14 protein-coding genes are annotated in these 16,572 nt (G+C 69.1%); 12 read left to right on the top strand and 2 right to left on the bottom strand.

Features of this window, described 5'->3' with window-relative positions; all coding sequences use genetic code 11:
* The first annotated feature begins 19 nt into the window (after positions 1–19).
* The 9 genes from ACAM58_RS18600 to ACAM58_RS18640 all read left to right on the top strand — a co-directional run bounded on the left by ACAM58_RS18600 (position 20) and on the right by ACAM58_RS18640 (position 11,395).
* Entirely contained in the window at positions 20–1,003 is a 984-nt protein-coding gene (locus tag ACAM58_RS18600) for an AAA family ATPase (RefSeq protein WP_369663252.1), read from the top strand.
* On the top strand, positions 1,000–2,733 hold the full coding sequence (locus ACAM58_RS18605; protein WP_369663253.1) for a cobalt chelatase: 1,734 nt from the start codon (positions 1,000–1,002) through the stop codon (positions 2,731–2,733). The genes ACAM58_RS18600 and ACAM58_RS18605 overlap by 4 nt, the downstream gene beginning before the upstream one ends.
* Positions 2,734–3,033: 300 nt before the next feature.
* Positions 3,034–4,110 carry an IS110 family transposase gene (locus ACAM58_RS18610; RefSeq protein ID WP_027730205.1) on the top strand — a complete coding sequence of 359 codons (1,077 nt, stop codon included), beginning with the start codon at positions 3,034–3,036 and terminating at the stop codon, positions 4,108–4,110.
* 519 nt (positions 4,111–4,629) lie between these two features.
* Entirely contained in the window at positions 4,630–5,439 is an 810-nt protein-coding gene (locus tag ACAM58_RS18615) for an IclR family transcriptional regulator (RefSeq protein WP_369663254.1), read from the top strand.
* Positions 5,436–6,428 (top strand): tripartite tricarboxylate transporter substrate binding protein, encoded by a 993-nt coding sequence (locus tag ACAM58_RS18620; protein WP_369663255.1) that lies wholly within the window; start codon positions 5,436–5,438, stop codon positions 6,426–6,428. The genes ACAM58_RS18615 and ACAM58_RS18620 overlap by 4 nt, the downstream gene beginning before the upstream one ends.
* A 128-nt stretch (positions 6,429–6,556) precedes the next feature.
* Entirely contained in the window at positions 6,557–7,990 is a 1,434-nt protein-coding gene (locus ACAM58_RS18625) for an aldehyde dehydrogenase family protein (protein WP_369663256.1), read from the top strand.
* Between the two features lie 2 nt (positions 7,991–7,992).
* A complete protein-coding gene (locus ACAM58_RS18630) occupies positions 7,993–9,522 on the top strand; it encodes an AMP-binding protein (protein ID WP_369663257.1) in 1,530 nt (509 codons plus the stop codon).
* A complete protein-coding gene (locus ACAM58_RS18635; RefSeq protein ID WP_369663258.1) occupies positions 9,519–10,322 on the top strand; it encodes a sulfite exporter TauE/SafE family protein in 804 nt (267 codons plus the stop codon). Before ACAM58_RS18630 ends, ACAM58_RS18635 begins: the two co-directional genes overlap by 4 nt.
* Before the next feature lie 50 nt (positions 10,323–10,372).
* Entirely contained in the window at positions 10,373–11,395 is a 1,023-nt protein-coding gene (locus tag ACAM58_RS18640; RefSeq protein WP_369663259.1) for a DUF2272 domain-containing protein, read from the top strand.
* Positions 11,396–11,426: 31 nt separating this feature from the next.
* Here ACAM58_RS18640 and ACAM58_RS18645 read toward each other — a convergent pair whose 3' ends face one another.
* Entirely contained in the window at positions 11,427–12,242 is an 816-nt protein-coding gene (locus ACAM58_RS18645) for an IclR family transcriptional regulator (protein WP_278880195.1), read from the bottom strand.
* Between the two features lie 96 nt (positions 12,243–12,338).
* Here ACAM58_RS18645 and ACAM58_RS18650 point away from each other — a divergent pair, with 96 nt between their 5' ends.
* Together ACAM58_RS18650 and ACAM58_RS18655 are read left to right on the top strand one after the other, a co-directional pair.
* Positions 12,339–13,997 carry a GMC family oxidoreductase gene (locus ACAM58_RS18650; protein ID WP_369663260.1) on the top strand — a complete coding sequence of 553 codons (1,659 nt, stop codon included), beginning with the start codon at positions 12,339–12,341 and terminating at the stop codon, positions 13,995–13,997.
* Positions 13,994–15,295, top strand: a complete 1,302-nt coding sequence (locus ACAM58_RS18655; protein WP_369663261.1) for an MFS transporter — start codon at positions 13,994–13,996, stop codon at positions 15,293–15,295. Before ACAM58_RS18650 ends, ACAM58_RS18655 begins: the two co-directional genes overlap by 4 nt.
* A gap of 121 nt (positions 15,296–15,416) precedes the next feature.
* Here the strand turns inward: ACAM58_RS18655 and ACAM58_RS18660 are convergent, their stop codons facing one another.
* Positions 15,417–15,890: a response regulator transcription factor gene (locus ACAM58_RS18660; RefSeq protein ID WP_369663262.1), complete on the bottom strand. Its 474-nt coding sequence runs from the start codon at positions 15,888–15,890 to the stop codon at positions 15,417–15,419.
* A gap of 280 nt (positions 15,891–16,170) precedes the next feature.
* Here ACAM58_RS18660 and ACAM58_RS18665 point away from each other — a divergent pair, with 280 nt between their 5' ends.
* Positions 16,171–16,392, top strand: coding sequence for a DUF1059 domain-containing protein (locus ACAM58_RS18665; protein ID WP_018905405.1), 222 nt, complete (start codon positions 16,171–16,173; stop codon positions 16,390–16,392).
* The last annotated feature ends 180 nt before the right edge of the window (positions 16,393–16,572 follow it).

The raw sequence follows: 16,572 nt of genomic DNA on the forward strand, positions 1-16,572 counted from the left end.
CATTTATGGAAAACCCATCGTGACCGACATCGCAGACCTTCGGCCCGACCGCATGCTGAGCGTGCGCGAGGTGTTCGGCATCGACACCGAGCTTCAGGTGCCCGCCTTCAGCGAACGCGACGACCACGTGCCCGAAGTCGATGCCGTCTACCGCTTCAATCCCGACGTGACGCTCGCCATCCTTGCGGGCTTCATGCGCGACCGGCGCGTGATGGTGCAGGGGCTGCACGGCACCGGCAAGTCGACCCACATCGAGCAGGTGGCGGCGCGGTTGAACTGGCCCTGCGTGCGGCTGAACCTCGACGGCCACATCAGCCGGCTCGACCTCGTGGGCAAGGACGCGGTGGTGCTGCGCGAAGGAAAACAGGTCACCGAGTTCCAGGAAGGCATCGTGCCGTGGTCGCTGCAGCGGCCGGTGGCGCTGGTGTTCGACGAGTACGACGCGGGCCGGCCCGACGTGATGTTCGTGATCCAGCGCATCCTGGAACAGGGCGGCAAGTTCACGCTGATGGACCAGAACCGGGTGCTGCACCCGCACCCCTTCTTCCGCCTCTTCGCCACCGCCAACACGGTCGGCCTGGGCAACCTCAACGGCCTGTACCACGGCGCGCAGCGGCTCAACCATGCGCAGATCGACCGCTGGAACATCGTGGCCTCGCTCAACTACCTGCCGGCCGATGAAGAGATCGCGATCGTGCAGGCGCGCGTGCCTTCGCTCGCCGGCGATGCGGGGCGCCGGCTGGTCGCATCGATGGTGGCCGTGGCCGATCTCACGCGCAAGGGCTTCGCCGCGGGCGACCTCTCCACGCTGATGTCGCCGCGCACCGTGATCACCTGGGCCGAGAACGTCGAGATCTTCAAGGACCCGGCGCTGGCGTTTCGCCTGTCCTTCGTCAACAAGTGCGACGACGCGGAGCGGCCGCTCGTGGCCGAATATTTCCAGCGCTGCTTCGACCAGGAACTGAAGGAGTCGCACCAGCTGTCGCCGGGCTCGCAAGAATGACCGACATGCCCGCGAGCGCCGTGCAGCGCCGCGTGCGGCAGGAGGAGCAGGTCGCCGAACTCTGCGCAGGCGTGGTGCGCGCCTTCTGCGGCGAGCGCGACCTGCACTTTCGCGGACGGCGGCTGCACCGCGGCCGCGTGGCGCTGCCGTGGTTCGCGCCGCACCTGCACCCTTCGCCCGAGACCGACGACTTCGCCTCCTTCCGCGGCGTGGCCGATGGGTTGGCGCTGCGGCTCACGGTGTCCGATGCCGCGCTGCACGAAAGCCTGCGGCCCGAAGAACCGGTCGAGCGCATGCTGTTCGAGATGCTCGAGCAGTTCCGCGCCGAAGCCATGGCGCCCGAGATCATGGCGGGCATGCGCCGCAACCTGCGGCACCGCCATGAGCAGTGGTCGCTCGCCTTCCACCATTCGGGCCTGACCGACACCGCGCGCGGCCTGCTGCTCTATGCCGTGGCGCAGATCTGCCGCGCCCGCGTGAGCGGCCAGCAGGTGGTGGAAGAAACCGAAGACATGCTCGAAGCCACGCGCTTTCACCTTGCGCCGCTGATCGGCCACGCGCTCGCAGGCCTGCGCCGCGACCGCGCCGACCAGGCCGCCTACGCCGTGCACGCACTCGCCATCGCGCGCACCGTCGCCGCGATGCTGCACGAGGCCGGCGAAGACAGCAGCGACGCACGCGACCCGCATGTGGACGACAAGCGCAGCGTGTTCATGCTGGTCGCCGACATGGACCGCGAGATCATCGAACGCTTCACCACCGCCGAGTCGGGCCGCAGCGCGGTGCTCGACGGCGCGGGCGGCGCCTACCGCGTCTTCACCGCCGCCTACGACCGCGAACACGACGCCGCCGCGCTCGCGCGCAGGGAAGTGCTCGCCGGCCACCGCGAAAAGCTCGACCGCCGCATCGCCGCGCAGGGCGTGAACATCGCGCGCCTGGCCCGCGAACTGCGTGCCCTGCTCGCCGACCCCACGCGCGACGGTTGGGACAGCGGCCAGGAAGAAGGCTTGGTCGACGGCCGCCGGCTCGCGCAGCTGGTGGCCTCGCCGACCGAGCGCCGGCTGTTCCGCACCGAGCGCCTCGAGCCGGTGGCCGACTGCATGGTGACGTTCCTGATCGACTGCTCGGGTTCGATGAAGGAGCATGCCGAATCGGTCGCGATGATGGCCGACGTGTTCGCGCGCGCGCTGGAGCAGGCCGGCGCGGCCAGCGAAGTGCTGGGCTTCACCACCGGCGCCTGGAATGGCGGCCGTGCGCAGCGCGAGTGGGTGCGTGCCGGCAGGCCGCCTCACCCAGGCCGCCTCAACGAGCGCTGCCACATCGTCTTCAAGGCCGCCGCCACGCCCTGGCGCCGCGCACGCCCCGCGATGGCGGCGCTGCTGAAGGCCGACCTGTTCCGCGAGGGCATCGACGGCGAAGCGGTCGACTGGGCCTGCACGCGCCTGCGCGAGCGGCCGGAGGCGCGCAAGTTGCTGCTGGTGATTTCCGACGGCTCGCCGATGGACAGCGCGACGCACCTGGCGAACGATGCGCACTATCTCGACCACCACCTGCGCGACGTGGTGGCGCGGCAGGAGCAGCGGCGCGACATCGAGATCGCGGGCATTGGTGTCGGGCTCGATCTGAGTCCGTACTACAGCCGTAGCCATGTGCTGGACCTTGCTGCCTCTGCCGGTAACACCATCTTCCGCGAAGTGATCGACTTGATGGCGGGGCGGCATCGGCGCTGAGGCTAGCTGAGCGCTGCTGTTCAGGGCGGCGCTCCCGCCGACGGGGTACCTTGCTCCGCGAATGTCCTCCGGCCTGCGGCCTCCCCCTTGATTTCGCTGCGCAAGGCACCCCATCAGCGGGAGCGTTGGACAGAGCAGTCGTTGATCAGCTGTGCACCCAGAGCGTGCCCTTGTGCACAGAGCATCGGGTGCTCCCCGCAGCGAAATGAATGCGAAGGGACTTCTCGCTTCCTGGTCACGGCATCGAGTGCCAAGATTGATTTGCGAAGTCAATCTGAAACCTTTGGAAGGAGAAGCCCCATGAACGAGATTACCCGAGTCGGCATCGATCTGGCAAAGCACGTCATTGAGGTTTTTGCGGTCAACGCGGCCGGCGTGCGCGTTACGGGGCGTGCATTGCCGCGCGCTAAATTCCTGGCTTGGTGCGCGCAATTGCCCGCGGGCTGCCTGGTCGCCATGGAGGCCAGCTCCAGTGCGCATTACTGGGCGCGCAAGCTGCTCGCCCTGGGGCTGGATGCCCGCATCATCGCCGCCGCGCACGTCGTGGCCTATCGCCTGCAGGGCAAGAGCGGCAAGAACGACGCCAACGATGCTGCCGCCATCTGCGAGGCCGCCTCGCGCCCGCACATGCACTTCGTGCCGATCAAGAGCGTGGAGCAGCAAAGCATGCTGTGCATTCACCGCCTGCGCGAGGGCGTCAAGGCAGACCGCACCGCCTGCATCAACCGCATTCGGGGCCTGCTGGCGGAGTTCGGGCTGGTGTTCGCCCAAAGCCCCGAGGCGCTGCGCCAGGTTCTTCCCGATGTGATGGAAGACGCTGGCAATGAACTCGGCGGCCTTGCCCGGCTGGCGCTGCACAGAGCGTATGCACAGTGGCAGGAACTCGATGCGCACCTGCGCTGGTGCGACGAGCGCATTGCCGCGCACGGCAAGGCCAGCGAGCAGGTGCGCCAGGCCGAGCAGTTGCTGGGCGTGGGACCGGTCACGGCCTCCGCGGTGGTGGCAACCGTGGGCGACTTCAAGCAATTCAAGAACGGTGCACAGTTCGGCGCCTGGCTGGGCCTGACGCCCCGACAGAACTCCAGCGGGGGCAAGAACAACCTGGGGCGCATCACCAAGCGCGGCGACGCGTACCTGCGCACGCTGCTGATCCAGGGGGCCAAGTCGATAGTGCTGACGGCGCACAGGCGCGACGACCCGATCTCGCGCTGGGTGCAGGCCTTGCGCGAGCGCTGCGGCTGGCAGAAGGCCGTGGTGGCGTTGGCCAACAAGAACGCACGCATTCTGTGGGCCGTGTTCGCACGGGGCCGGCCCTTCGATGCGCACCACGTCAGTACCAAACCACCAGGCGTCATCGTCGCGGTGATCGCGACGTAGCGCCAGCCGTTCGGATACCCTTTGTTGTTGTTTATTTGCTTGCCAGACGTGAGTTCGAAGATGCAATGAACAGGTCAGACCGGCAGCGGGCAAGCTCGACTCCTCCTTGGTGATGCCGGTTGTAGTGGGCATCACGAGAAATGAATGGAGCCCCGCTGAGCGGTTCGTATCTGGGTCCGCACGGCCACGTGCCAGTGCAACAAGACCGTCGGTAGATGTGCAGTCTGTTCCTCGTTTCGTTGCGCCTCGATCCTCAATGCCTCGCAAGCGATACAGCTTGGTAGAAAAACCAACCCAAACCCGTGCTTGACTGCGCGAGAAGTCCCGGTACAAGGAGGAGGCCGCAGGCCGGGGGACATTCGCGGAGGGGAGTACCCGGTGATCTGTGCACGCGCCCTGAAAAAACCGAAACATTTAGAACTACATCCAAGTCCCCGATTGACAAAACAACCGATCAGTCCAAACATCGCGTCTCACATCCAGGAACAACGTTCCAATATTTGGAACACCAAAAGCCTCATGGATTCCACCCTCGCCAAAGGCCTTGCCGCCATCGAATGGATGACGCGGCAACAGCGCGACTGCCGCGTCACCGACCTCGCCCAGGCCTTCGGCATGGCACGCAGCAACGCGCACCGCACGCTGCAGACCCTGGTCGAGTGCGGCTGGGCCGTGCAGGACCCCGACACCAGCGCCTACCGTCCGAGCCTGCGCCTGTTCGAGCTCGGCGCACTGGTTTCCGAAGCCACCGACATGGGTTCGCTGCTGCGGCCGCACCTTGCGGCGCTGGCGCAGCAGACCGGCGAGACCATCCACCTTGCGGTGCTCGACGGCGCCGAGATCGTCTACCTCGACAAGTTCGACAGCCCCCTGCCCGTGGCCGCCTATTCGCGCATCGGCGGCCGGGCGGCCGCGTATTGCGTGGCCTCGGGCAAGGCCCTGCTCGCCGCGGCCGGGCCGGACCTTTCCGCGCTGCACGAGCGGCTCGGCACGCTCGCGGCGCACACCAAGAACAGCATCACCAGCTTCGATGCCCTTCTCTCGGAACTCGAACGCACGCGCGTTCGCGGCTATGCGGAAAACCGCGAGGAATGGCGCCTGGGCGTCTGCGGTCTGGGCGTGCCGGTGTTCAACGCGCGCGGCGAAGCGGTTGCGGCCGTCGGCATGAGCGTGCCCTCGATCCGCTTCGCGCGGACGCAGGCGCGCGGACTGGCCGACCGCCTCATGGCCTGCGCGCGCGACGCGAGCGTCACGCTCGGCTACCGGGCAAGCCCGGTGCCCGCGACGCCGCTGTCGGCATCCACCACAAGGAGAAGGAGACTCGAATGAACCTGTTGTTCCCCGCCCCCTGGCTGCGCGCTGCGCTGCTGGCCGCGGCCACCCTGGCTCTGCCCTTTGCCGTGCAGGCGCAAAACGGCACCGACTATCCGAACAAGCCGATCCGGCTCGTCGTTCCGTACCCGCCCGGCGGCGGCACCGACGTGATCGCGCGCATCGTGCAGGAGCGCTTCTCGTCGCTGCTCGGCCAGCAGGTGCTCATCGACAACCGCGGCGGCGCGGCCGGCTCCATCGGCACCGAGATCGTGGCCAAGGCCCCGCCCGACGGCTACACGGTGCTGTTCACGCTGTCCTCGCACACCATCAACCCGGCGATCTACACCAAGCTTTCGTTCGACACCGCGAAAGACTTCGCGCCCGTGGGCCTGGTCGCCTCGCTGCCGCAGATCCTGGTGGCCAACACGCAGTTCGCGCCCAACACGGTGGCCGAGCTGGTGGCGCTCGCCAAGGCCAAGCCGGGCTCGCTTTCCTTCGCCTCGGTGGGCAACGGCTCGCCCGGGCACCTGGCGGGCGAGCTGCTGAAGCTGCGCACCGGCACCCAGATGACGCACATCCCCTACCGCGGCGGCGGCCCGGCCGTGACCGACGTGATGGGCGGGCAGGTACCGCTGCTCTGGGTGTCGATTCCCGCGGCCGCGCAGTTCGTGAAGGCCGGCAAGCTCAAGGCGCTGGCGGTGTCGACCACCAAGCGCAGCGCCGCCTTCCCCGACGTGCCCACGATGCAGGAGGCGGGCATTGCCGATTTCGACGTCGACTCCTGGTACGCGGTGTTCGTGCCCGCGAAGACGCCGCAGCCCACCATCGACAAGCTCAACCGCGTCATCAACACGGTGGTCAAGGAACCGGAGATCCGCGACAAGCTGCTGGCGCAGGGCAGCGAAGGCGTCGGCGGCACGCCGGAGCAATTGGGCAAGGTGGTGACCACGGAACTCGTGCGCTGGCAGAAGCTCGCAAAAGAAGCCAGCATCAAGGTGGACTAGAGCTCGCCCCCAGGCTCCGCGCACTTCGTGTCGCTTCTCCCACCCCCTACCGGGGGCAACACCAGCGGCCCGGCAAAGCCGGTTCCGCGGTGTTCCCCGACTGAATACGCAAGGCAAAGATGACGACTATGGAACATTCCCCCTCCTCCCCCATCGCCGAACTGGTGGCGCGCGCCCGCGCCGCGCAGCGCATCTACGAAACCTGGTCGCAGGCACAGGTCGACACCGCCGTGGTGGCCGCGGGCTGGGCCATCATCGAGCCGGCGCGCAACCGCGAGCTGGCCGAACTGGCGGTGGCCGACACCGGCGTGGGCAATGCCCCCGACAAGGTGCGCAAGAACCACCGCAAGACCTTCGGCCTGCTGCGCGACCTGCGCGGTGCGCGCTCGGTGGGCGTCATTTCGGAAGACCCGGCGCGCGGCATCATCGAGATTGCGCGGCCCGTGGGCGTGGTGTGCGCGGTCACGCCGTCCACCAACCCGGGCGCCACGCCGGCCAACAAGATCATCAATGCGCTCAAGGGGCGCAACGCGGTCATCGTCGCGCCCTCGCCCAAGGGCTGGTCGACGGCGGCGCGGCTGATCGAGTTCATCCATGCGCAGTTCGACCGCATCGGCGCGCCGCGCGACCTGGTGCAGCTGCTGCCCTCGCCGGTCAACAAGCAATCGACGGCCGAGCTGATGCGCCTGTGCGACCTGGTGGTGGCCACCGGCTCGCAGGCCAACGTGCGCGCGGCCTATGCCAGCGGCACGCCGGCCTTCGGCGTGGGCGCGGGCAACGTGGCGGGCATCGTCGACGAAACGGCCGACGTGAACGCGGCGGCCGACCGCATCCTGCTTTCCAAGACCTTCGACAACGCGACCAGCTGCTCGTCGGAGAACAGCCTGGTGATCGTGGACGCGGTGCGCGCGCAGATGCTCTCGGCGCTGAAGGACCGCGGCGCGTTCATGCTCGCGGCCGCGCAGAAGGCCACGCTGCAGTCGCTGATGTGGCCGGATGGCAAGCTCTCCGCCGCCGTCATCGGCCAGTCGGCGCGCGTGATCGCCGAGCGCGCGGCGGCCCTCGATGGCGCCAACCGCGAGGGCTGGCTGGCCATTGCGGCGAGGGACCCGCGCGTCCTCATGGTGGCCGAGGACGGCGTGGGCCACGCGCATCCGTTCTCGGGCGAGAAGCTGAGCCCGGTGCTCGCGATCTATTCGGCACGCGATTTCGACGAGGCTGCCGCCACGGTCGAGCGCATCTATGCCTACGAAGGCGCGGGCCATTCGGTCGGCCTGCACAGCACGGTGCCCGAGCGCGCGTTGAGGCTCGGCCTCACGCTGCCGGTGTCGCGCGTGATCGTCGACCAGGCGCACTGCATCGCCACCGGCGGCAGCTTCGACAACGGCCTGCCGTTCTCGCTGTCGATGGGCTGCGGCACCTGGGGCAAGAACAACTTCTCCGACAACATGAACTATCGGCACTACCTGAACATCACGCGCGTGTCGCGGCCGATTCCGGAGCGGGTGCCCAGCGAGGACGACATCTTCGGCGCCTACTTCGCCGAATACGGTGCAAGCTGAACGTGGCGGCCTCCACCGTTCATGAGCTGATCGAGCTGCAGGCGGCGGCACGGCCGCAGGCGGTGTATGCGCTTTCCACCGAGGGTGGGCGCAAGAGCATCGGCTTTGGCGAGCTCGCGCGTGGCTGCCGTACGGTGGCGGCGGTGCTGCACGCGCATGGCGCGCGGCCGGGCGATACGGTGTCGGTGGTCATGCCCAACGGCCTGCAGACGCTGCGCCTGCTGCTCGGCGCCATGCATGGCGGCCTGTGCGTGAACCCGGTCAACCTGCTGTCGCAGCCCGAGCAGATGCGCTATGTGCTCGCGCATTCGGATTGCCGCGTGGTGTGCGTCGCGCCCGAATGGGAAGCACGCGTGCGCGCGATGCTCGATGGCATCGGCCGCCCGGTCGAGCTGCTGGTGGCGAGCCCCGACGCCGATGCGCTGCCGGGCGAAGCGCAGGAGGCGCAGGCGGAGCCCCTGCATGAGGCTGCGCCGCCCGCCGCCGGCGACGTGGCCCTGCTGATGTACACCTCGGGCACCACCGGCATGCCCAAGGGCGTGATGCTCACGCAAGGCAACCTCGCGGCCAACGCGCATGCGATCAGCGCCGAGCATGCGCTGCAGCCCGCCGACCGCGTGCTGGCCGTGCTGCCGCTCTATCACATCAACGCCTTCGCCGTGACCATGCTCGCGCCGCTCGCCCATGGCGGCAGCCTCGCGATGCCGCCGAAGTTCTCGGCCGGGCGCTTCTGGCAGCAGGCGGCGGACACGCGGTGCAGCTGGATCAACGTGGTGCCCACCATGATCTCGTACCTGCTCGAAGGCGAGGAGCCGCCGCCCGCGCAGACCGCTGCCATCCGCTTCTGCCGCTCGGCATCGGCCGCGCTGCCGCCGGAGCATCACCGTGCCTTCGAGCAGAAGTTCGGCATCGGCATCGTCGAGACCATGGGCCTCACCGAAACCGCGGCACCGTCTTTTTCGAACCCGCTCGATCCCGCGCTGCGCAAGCTCGGCTCGGTGGGCCGTGCCTCGGGTTGCGAGGCGCGCGTCATCGATGCCGCGCTGGCCGAGGTGCCCGACGGCAGCACCGGCGAGCTGGCCATCCGCGGCCCCAACGTGATGCGCGGCTACTACAAGAACGAGGAAGCCACGCGCGCGAGCTTCACGCCCGACGGATGGCTGCGCACCGGCGACCTCGGCCACCGCGATGCCGATGGCTTCTTCTTCGTGACCGGCCGCATCAAGGAACTGATCATCAAGGGCGGCGAGAACATCGCGCCGCGCGAGATCGACGAGGCGCTGCTGCGGCACCCTGCGGTGCTCGAGGCCGCGGCGGTGGGCGTGCCCGACCGCCACTACGGCCAGGAGATCGGCGTGTGCATCGTGCTGCGCGACGGCTGCGCCTGCACCGAAGACGAACTGCGCGCCTTCAGCGCCGAGGCGCTCGGCCGCTACAAGGCACCGGGCCACTACCGCTTTGTCACGGACCTGCCGCGCGGGCCTTCCGGAAAGGTGCAACGGCTGAAGCTGCTGCCGCTTTTCGACCTATGACGTTGGCGGAACTGCTGGTGCCGCCGCTGGCGCCGGCGCTGCTCGCCTACAGCCTGTGCGTGGTGTTCGCGGCCGGCGTGGTGCGGGGCTTTGCGGGCTTCGGCTTCTCGGCCGTCACGGTGGCGGGGCTCTCGCTGGTGGTGTCGCCCGCGCTCGTGGTGCCGGCCATCTTCATGCTCGAGATCCTCGCGAGCCTGAGCCAGCTGCGCGGCATTGCACGCGATGTCGACATGCCCTGGCTCGGCTGGCTGATGCTGGGCAACCTGCTGTTCATTCCGCTCGGTGTCGCGCTGCTGGCCTGGCTGCCCGAGACGCCGCTGCGCCTGCTGATCGGCGCGCTGCTGATGGCCGCCGCCTTGCTGCTGCGCGCGGGAACGCGTGCCACGCTGGTGCCCACGCGCGCGGTGCGCTTCGCGGCCGGGCTGGCCTCGGGCTTCATCAACGGCGTGGCGGCCATCGGCGGCATTGCCATTGCGGTGCTGCTGAGCACCACCGCGATGGCGCCGGCCGCCCTGCGCGCCACCATGATCGCGCTGCTGCTCTTCAGCGACGTGGTGTCGCTCGCAAGCGCCGCGCTCATGCCCGCGGCCGCGCATGCCGCGTCGGGCCACCTGCTCGGGGCCGGCACGCTGAAGTGGGCGCTGTGGCTCGCGCCCGCGATGCTGGCCGGCATCTGGTGGGGCCAGCGCTCGTTCAAGGGCGTGTCGCCCGCGCAGTTCCGCCGGCATGTGCTGAACCTGCTGGTGGCACTGGCGGCCGTGAGCGTGGCGCGCTCGGTGGCCGCGCTGGCCATGGCCTGAGCGGCAAGATTCCGCACGGCAGCGCCCGCGCTGGCTATGCTGCGCGCGACATGCTGACTTCTTCATTCTTTTCTCGGCCACCGGGACGCGCGCTTGCGGCGGCCACGGTGCTCCTGTTTGCATCGGCAGGTGCCGCCGCCGAATCGGCTTGCCTCAACACCGCCGCGCGGATTCCGCCGCCGCGCGCTCTCGCGATGGCCGCCGCCGCGCAGCGCGAGCACGAGGCTTTCGGCGCGCAGACGATGGACGCCGAAGGCCGGCTCATCGAATCCGGCCGTTCCGAAGCCGAGGATTCGCGCCCCACGCTCGCAAGCGCCGCGCCGTGGCAGCGCGTGCTCGGCTACTGGGAGGCGGTGCCGCAGCCCCGCACCCCGCTGCCGTCGCTGGTGCGCTTCGGCGCGCTGCAACCGGCCGACCGCACGCTGCTGCTGCAGGCGCTCAGCCAGGCCAGCGCCTCGCACCTGCGAGGGCTGGGCGTGGGGCTGGACCAGGGCCTCGACGCGGCCGAGCTGCGTGCGATGGCCACCGCGGTGAACCGCGTGGCGGCGATCGACACGCCATGGTCGGCGGCCTTCGTGAGCTGGCTCGCGCAGCAGGCGGGGCTGGGCGCGGACGAGTTCGTGTTCTCGGAAGCGCATGCGGACTACGCAGGCGCCGCCTGGCAGGCCGGCACGGCCGAGGCCGCCGGCCACAAGACGCGCTACGCGATGCGCGCCTGCGACCTCGCGCGCACGCCGCCGCGCGTGGGCGACCTGGCCTGCCACACGCGCGGCGCGGCATCGGAGCTCGACAGCTTCGAAAGGATCGGCGCCGTGCTGGCAACGCGGGCCACGGGCGGCGAGCCGCTGCCGATGCATTGCGACGTGGTGGTGAAGGTCGACGAGCGGGGCTTCGACACCATCGGCGGCAACGTGCTGCAGTCGGTCACGCGCAGGCGGCTCGACTTTGCCCCCGGCACGCGGACGCTCGATCCCAGCTATTACCTGCCCGCCGGCTGCACCATCGGCGCGGCGGGCTGCACCGAGCGCCACATGAGCTGGCAGCCGTGGTCGCTGCTGCTGCAGTGGCGCTGAGGCGTCGCACCGCAAGCCAAAGGGCCTGCGCTCAGAGCAGCGTGCCCATGCGCTGCGCGGCGGCCTTGAGCGCATCGATGCGCTTCACCGCCTCTTCCATCGACATGCGCGCGGTCGGCGCGTGCACCGCGAGCGCCGCGCGCACCTGCCCGGCCGCGTCGCGCACCGGCACCGCCACGGCCACCAGCCCCGCGATGAATTCCTCGCAGTCGCGCGAATAGCCGCGCCTGGCGATCGCATCGCATTCGGTGCGCAGCGCATCGGCCTTGACGAGCGTGTTGGCCGTCATGCGCGGCAGCGGCAGCCGGTCGATCAGCGCGTCGCGCTCCTTCTTCGGCATCTGTGCGAGGAACAGCTTGCCGCTCGCGGTGCAGTGCAGCGGCACGTGCGAGCCGACGTCGAGCGTGAGCCGCAGCGGCCACTTCGCCTCCACGCGGTCGAGGTACAGCACCTGGGCGCCGTCGAGCGTGGTGAGGTTGCAGGTCTCGCCCACCTGCCGCACGAGCTCGGACAGCACCTCGTGCCGCAGGCCGCGCACCGTGCCGTGGTTCAGGGTGTCGAAGGCCAGCTTGCGCAGCGCGGGGCCGACGCTGAACGAACGCTCGTCCACGTCGCGCGCCAGGAAGCCGGTGGCCAGCAGCTGGGTGCAGATGCGGTGCGCCGTGCCCTTGGGCAGCCCCAGCTGCGCGGCCAGGTCGGCGAGCGTGAGGGCGCGGCCTTCGCTGGCCAGCAGGGCCAGCAGGCGCAGGCTGCGCTCGGCCGACGAGCCGGAGGCGGACTCCTCCGCGGCGGGCACGGAAAGCGATGGCGAAGACACGGCGGCTGCGGGGCGCGCGGGACGTGGCATGCGGGTAAACCTTAAAAATGGAACATTGCGTTCCGAAAAACAATAACCTAGGATGCAAGCAAGCGAAGCGATTGTTCCACTCCCCGGGTGCCCTGCATGCGTGATGAAGAGTTCGACTACATCGTCGTCGGCGCCGGTTCGGCCGGCTGCGTGCTGGCTGGCCGGCTGAGCGAAGACCCGGCCACGCGCGTGCTGCTGCTCGAGGCGGGCCCGGTGGACCGGTCGCTCTGGATCCACCTGCCCATCGGGTACGGCAAGACGATGTGGAGCCCCACCTACAACTGGCGCTTCGAGACCGATCCCGACCCCAACATGAACGGCCGGCGCATCTACTGGCCCCGCGGCAAGACGCTGGGCGGCTCGAGCTCGATCAACGGACTGATCTACATCCGCGGCCAGCGCGAGGACTACGACCACTGGGCCGCGCTCGGCAATGCGGGCTGGGGCTATGACGAGGTGCTGCCCTACTTCATCCGCAGCGAAGGCAACGAGCGCGGCGCGAACGCCTTCCACGGCGGCGACGGGCCGCTGAAGGTGTCGGACATTGCAGCGAAGCACGAACTCATCGAGGCCTTCATCGGCGGCGCGCAGCAGATCGGCGTGCCGCGCACCGACGACTTCAACGGCGCCGCGCAGGAAGGCGCGGGCTACTATCAGCTCACCACGCACAAGGGCTGGCGCTGCAGCACCGCCAAGGCCTACCTGGTGCCGGCGCGCCACCGGCCGAACCTGCGCATCGAGACCGATGCGCTGGCCAGCCGGCTGGTGTTCGACGGCCGGCGCGCCGTGGGCGTCACCTATCGCCAGGGCGGCGAGATGAAAACCGCGCGCTGCCGCGCCGAGGTGCTGTTGTCGGCCGGTTCGATCCAGTCGCCGCAGCTGCTGCAGCTCTCGGGCATCGGCCCTCGCGCGCTGCTCGAGCGCATGGGCATTGCGCCGGTGCAGGTGCTGCCGGGCGTGGGCGAGAACCTGCAGGACCACCTGCAGATCCGGCTGGGCTACGAGTGCAGCAAGCCCATCACCACCAACGACCAACTCAACTCCTGGTTCGGCCAGGCAAGCATGGGCCTGGAATGGCTGATGCGCCGCACCGGCCCGCTCGCGGTGGGCATCAACCAGGGCGGCTGCTTCATGCGCGCGCTGAAGGACGCAAACGGCCGGCCGGTGGCCGCGACGCCCGACATCCAGTTCCACGTGGCCACGCTCTCGGCCGACATGGCGGGCGGCAAGGTGCATCCGTACTCGGGCTTCACGATGTCGGTGTGCCAGCTGCGGCCCGAGTCGCGCGGGCACGTGCGCATCCGCTCGCTCGACGCGGCCGAGCCGCCCGAGATGCAGCCCAACTACCTGGCCACCGAGCTCGACCGCGCCACCACCGTGGCCGGCGTGAAGGCGGCGCGCGCCATTGCCGAGGCGCCCGCGATGCGGCCCTACGTGAAGCGCGAGGTCAAGCCCGGCCCCGAGGCCGCGAGCGATGCCGAGCTCCTGGAGTTCTGCCGCAACAACGGCGCCACCATCTTCCATCCCACGGGCACCTGCCGCATGGGCAGCGACCCGCTCGCGGTGGTCGATGCGCGCCTCCGCGTCCACGGCGTGGCCGGGCTGCGCGTGGTCGACTGCTCGGCCATGCCCACGCTGGTGTCGGGCAACACCAACGCACCGGCCGTGATGATGGCCGAGAAGGCCGTCGACATGATCAGGGAGGACGTCAGGGCGGCAGCCGCCGCGACAACCACATCGGAGACAACGACATGAGCACAAGCGACGAGAAAGCGATTCGCAGGGTGGTGGCCTCGGCCCTGGTGGGCGCCACCATCGAGTGGTACGACTTCTTCCTGTACGGCGTGGTGGCCGGCATCGTGTTCAACAAGCTCTACTTCCCGGGCAGCGACCCGGTGGTGTCGACCTTGCTGGCCTACACCACCTTTGCCGTGGGCTTTGTCACGCGGCCGCTGGGCGGCGTGATCTTTGGCCACTTCGGCGACAAGATCGGCCGCAAGAGCATGCTGATCATCATGGGCGTGGCCACCTTCCTGATCGGCCTGGTGCCCACCTATGCGCAGATCGGCCTCGCGGCGCCCCTGCTGCTGCTTCTGCTTCGCGTGGCGCAGGGCATCGGCCTGGGCGGCGAATGGGGCGGCGCGGTGCTGATGGCGTATGAATACGCGCCCAAGGGCAAGCGCGGCTTCTATGCCTCGCTGCCGCAGATCGGGCTGGCCATTGGCCTGTGCATGGCCTCGGGCGTGGTGGCGCTGCTGTCGTGGCTGCTGACCGACGCGCAGTTCCTCGCATGGGGCTGGCGCATCGCGTTCCTGATTTCCGGCGTGATGGTGGGCGTGGGCATGTACATCCGGCTGCACGTGCAGGAAACGCCGGAGTTCGCGGCCGTGAAGGCGCGCAACGCGGAGCTGCGCATTCCGTTCATGGACATGCTGCGGCGCTATCCGGGCAACGTGCTCAAGGGCATGGGCGCGCGCTACATCGACGGTGTGTTCTTCAACATCTTCGGCGTGTTCTCCATCAACTACCTGACCGGCACGCTCAAGATCAGCCGCACCGACGCGCTGCTGGGCGTGATGGCCGCGGCCGTGGTGATGATCTTCTTCATTCCCTTCTTCGGCCGCCTGTCCGACCGGATGGGGCGCGGCAAGGTCTACATGTGGGGTTCGCTGATCACGGCGGTGTCGGCGTTTCCGGGCTTCTGGCTCATGACGCACAGCGGGGGCAGCGTGCTGCTGGTGTGGCTCGCGATCATCATCCCGTTCGGCATCCTGTATGCCTCGGTGTACGGGCCGGAGGCGGCGCTGTTCTGCGACCTGTTCGATGCCAAGGTGCGCTACACCGGCATCTCCTTCGTCTACCAGTTCTCGGGCATCTTTGCCTCGGGCATCACGCCGATCATCGCCACTGCGCTGCTCAAGTCGGGCGGCGGCCAGCCGTGGCAGATCTGCATGTACGTGCTGTTCGCCGGCGTGGTGTCGGCGGCGTGCGCGTGGATGATCGGGCGCTCCGCATCGCCGGCCGATGCGCCGGTGGCGGTGGCCTCGCGCTGAGGGCGAGGGGCGGTGCGGTCGTCAGTTGAGGGCGCGTACACAGGCCACCGGGTACTCCCCTCCGCGAATGTCCCCCGTCGGCGTGATCGCGCCCTGAACAAAGCAGACCGCAGACAGGATCTCAGGAGGTCCTGCCCATGGCAAGCGCGCGCACCACGGCCGCAGTGCGCGTCTCGACGCCCAGCTTCACGTACACATGCTCCAGGTGCTTGTGGACGGTGCGCGGGCTGATCTCCAGCAGCGCGGCGATCTCGGCGTCGGTCTTGCCGCGCGAGAGCCAGTGCATGACGTCGCCCTCGCGCGGTGTGAGGCCGGCCAGCGGGGCATCGGAGAGCGGCACATCAGGCAGCGGAACCGCGGCGCGGCAGGCGAGCCGGTACAGGAAGGCCACCGCCACCGCATGCTCCAGCCCCGCGCGCCGGTAGCGGTCGGCCTGCCATGCGGCGCGGCGGAACTCGCTGCGGCCCGGTGCCTTGGCGGCGATGCGCGGACTTGTGCGCAGGCCGCTGCTGCCGGCGCCATGGGGCCGCATCGGCGAATGCCCGGACTCCAGCTGCTCCAGCAGGCGAAGCGCGCCCGCTCGGTCGTTGCGCATCAGGTGTGTCATGGCATGCCCCTTTCACGGTGCATACGCATTGCTGCGTATGGCGCCTGCACGCATCGAGACGCAGGATGCTCGCAGGCCCTTTGCCACCAAAGTTCACCACCAAAGCAGTATAGGCAGACACGGGGCGCGCAGGCCGCCTGCCGGCGGCGGGGATACACATGGCCATCGACGAAACACGGTTTGACGCCTGCATGGGTAGCCCCCGGCCGGCCCCTGCCGGCCGGCCTAGCCTTCGAATCACGCCCGAAAGGGCATTCCAGGAGCCACCATGTCACGCCAATACATCGACTGCCGCGAGTTTCCAAGCACGATGAACTGCAGTGTCGCGCTCTCCGCCGATAGCGAGAGCGAACTGCTCGATGCCGCCGTCCAGCACGCCGTGGCCGTCCACGGCCATGCCGACACGCCGGAATTGCGCGCGCAGCTCGCAAGCATGTTCAAGACCGGCACGCCGCCGCTGCAGGCGCCTGCGCAGGCGACCCCCGCCTGAGGCTCCTGCGGGTCTCGGCCGCCGTCTCCGCACGGCGATGAATACCTTCGGGTGCGTTCGATGAGCACCCGTCGATGAAGTCCGGGCAACCCGGTCGATCGCTGCCCTGCCCGCCAAGCGCGCTTTCCGAAGTCGCGCTATGGTTCGCTGCCACCCACGGCGAACCCCAGAGAAAAGGCA

Source organism: Variovorax sp. V116 (genome assembly GCF_041154435.1).
GTDB lineage: Bacteria > Pseudomonadota > Gammaproteobacteria > Burkholderiales > Burkholderiaceae_C > Variovorax > Variovorax paradoxus.

Excerpts from the sequence above, each read along its gene's own strand:
- ACAM58_RS18605 (WP_369663253.1), top strand. The coding sequence starts at position 1,000 with ATGACCGACATGCCCGCGAGCGCCGTGCAGCGCCGCGTGCGGCAGGAG.
- ACAM58_RS18610 (WP_027730205.1), top strand. The coding sequence starts at position 3,034 with ATGAACGAGATTACCCGAGTCGGCATCGATCTGGCAAAGCACGTCATT.
- ACAM58_RS18615 (WP_369663254.1), top strand. The coding sequence starts at position 4,630 with ATGGATTCCACCCTCGCCAAAGGCCTTGCCGCCATCGAATGGATGACG.
- ACAM58_RS18620 (WP_369663255.1), top strand. The coding sequence starts at position 5,436 with ATGAACCTGTTGTTCCCCGCCCCCTGGCTGCGCGCTGCGCTGCTGGCC.
- ACAM58_RS18625 (WP_369663256.1), top strand. The coding sequence starts at position 6,557 with ATGGAACATTCCCCCTCCTCCCCCATCGCCGAACTGGTGGCGCGCGCC.
- ACAM58_RS18635 (WP_369663258.1), top strand. The coding sequence starts at position 9,519 with ATGACGTTGGCGGAACTGCTGGTGCCGCCGCTGGCGCCGGCGCTGCTC.
- ACAM58_RS18640 (WP_369663259.1), top strand. The coding sequence starts at position 10,373 with ATGCTGACTTCTTCATTCTTTTCTCGGCCACCGGGACGCGCGCTTGCG.
- ACAM58_RS18645 (WP_278880195.1), bottom strand. The coding sequence starts at position 12,242 with ATGCCACGTCCCGCGCGCCCCGCAGCCGCCGTGTCTTCGCCATCGCTT.
- ACAM58_RS18650 (WP_369663260.1), top strand. The coding sequence starts at position 12,339 with ATGCGTGATGAAGAGTTCGACTACATCGTCGTCGGCGCCGGTTCGGCC.
- ACAM58_RS18655 (WP_369663261.1), top strand. The coding sequence starts at position 13,994 with ATGAGCACAAGCGACGAGAAAGCGATTCGCAGGGTGGTGGCCTCGGCC.
- ACAM58_RS18660 (WP_369663262.1), bottom strand. The coding sequence starts at position 15,890 with ATGCGCAACGACCGAGCGGGCGCGCTTCGCCTGCTGGAGCAGCTGGAG.
- ACAM58_RS18665 (WP_018905405.1), top strand. The coding sequence starts at position 16,171 with ATGTCACGCCAATACATCGACTGCCGCGAGTTTCCAAGCACGATGAAC.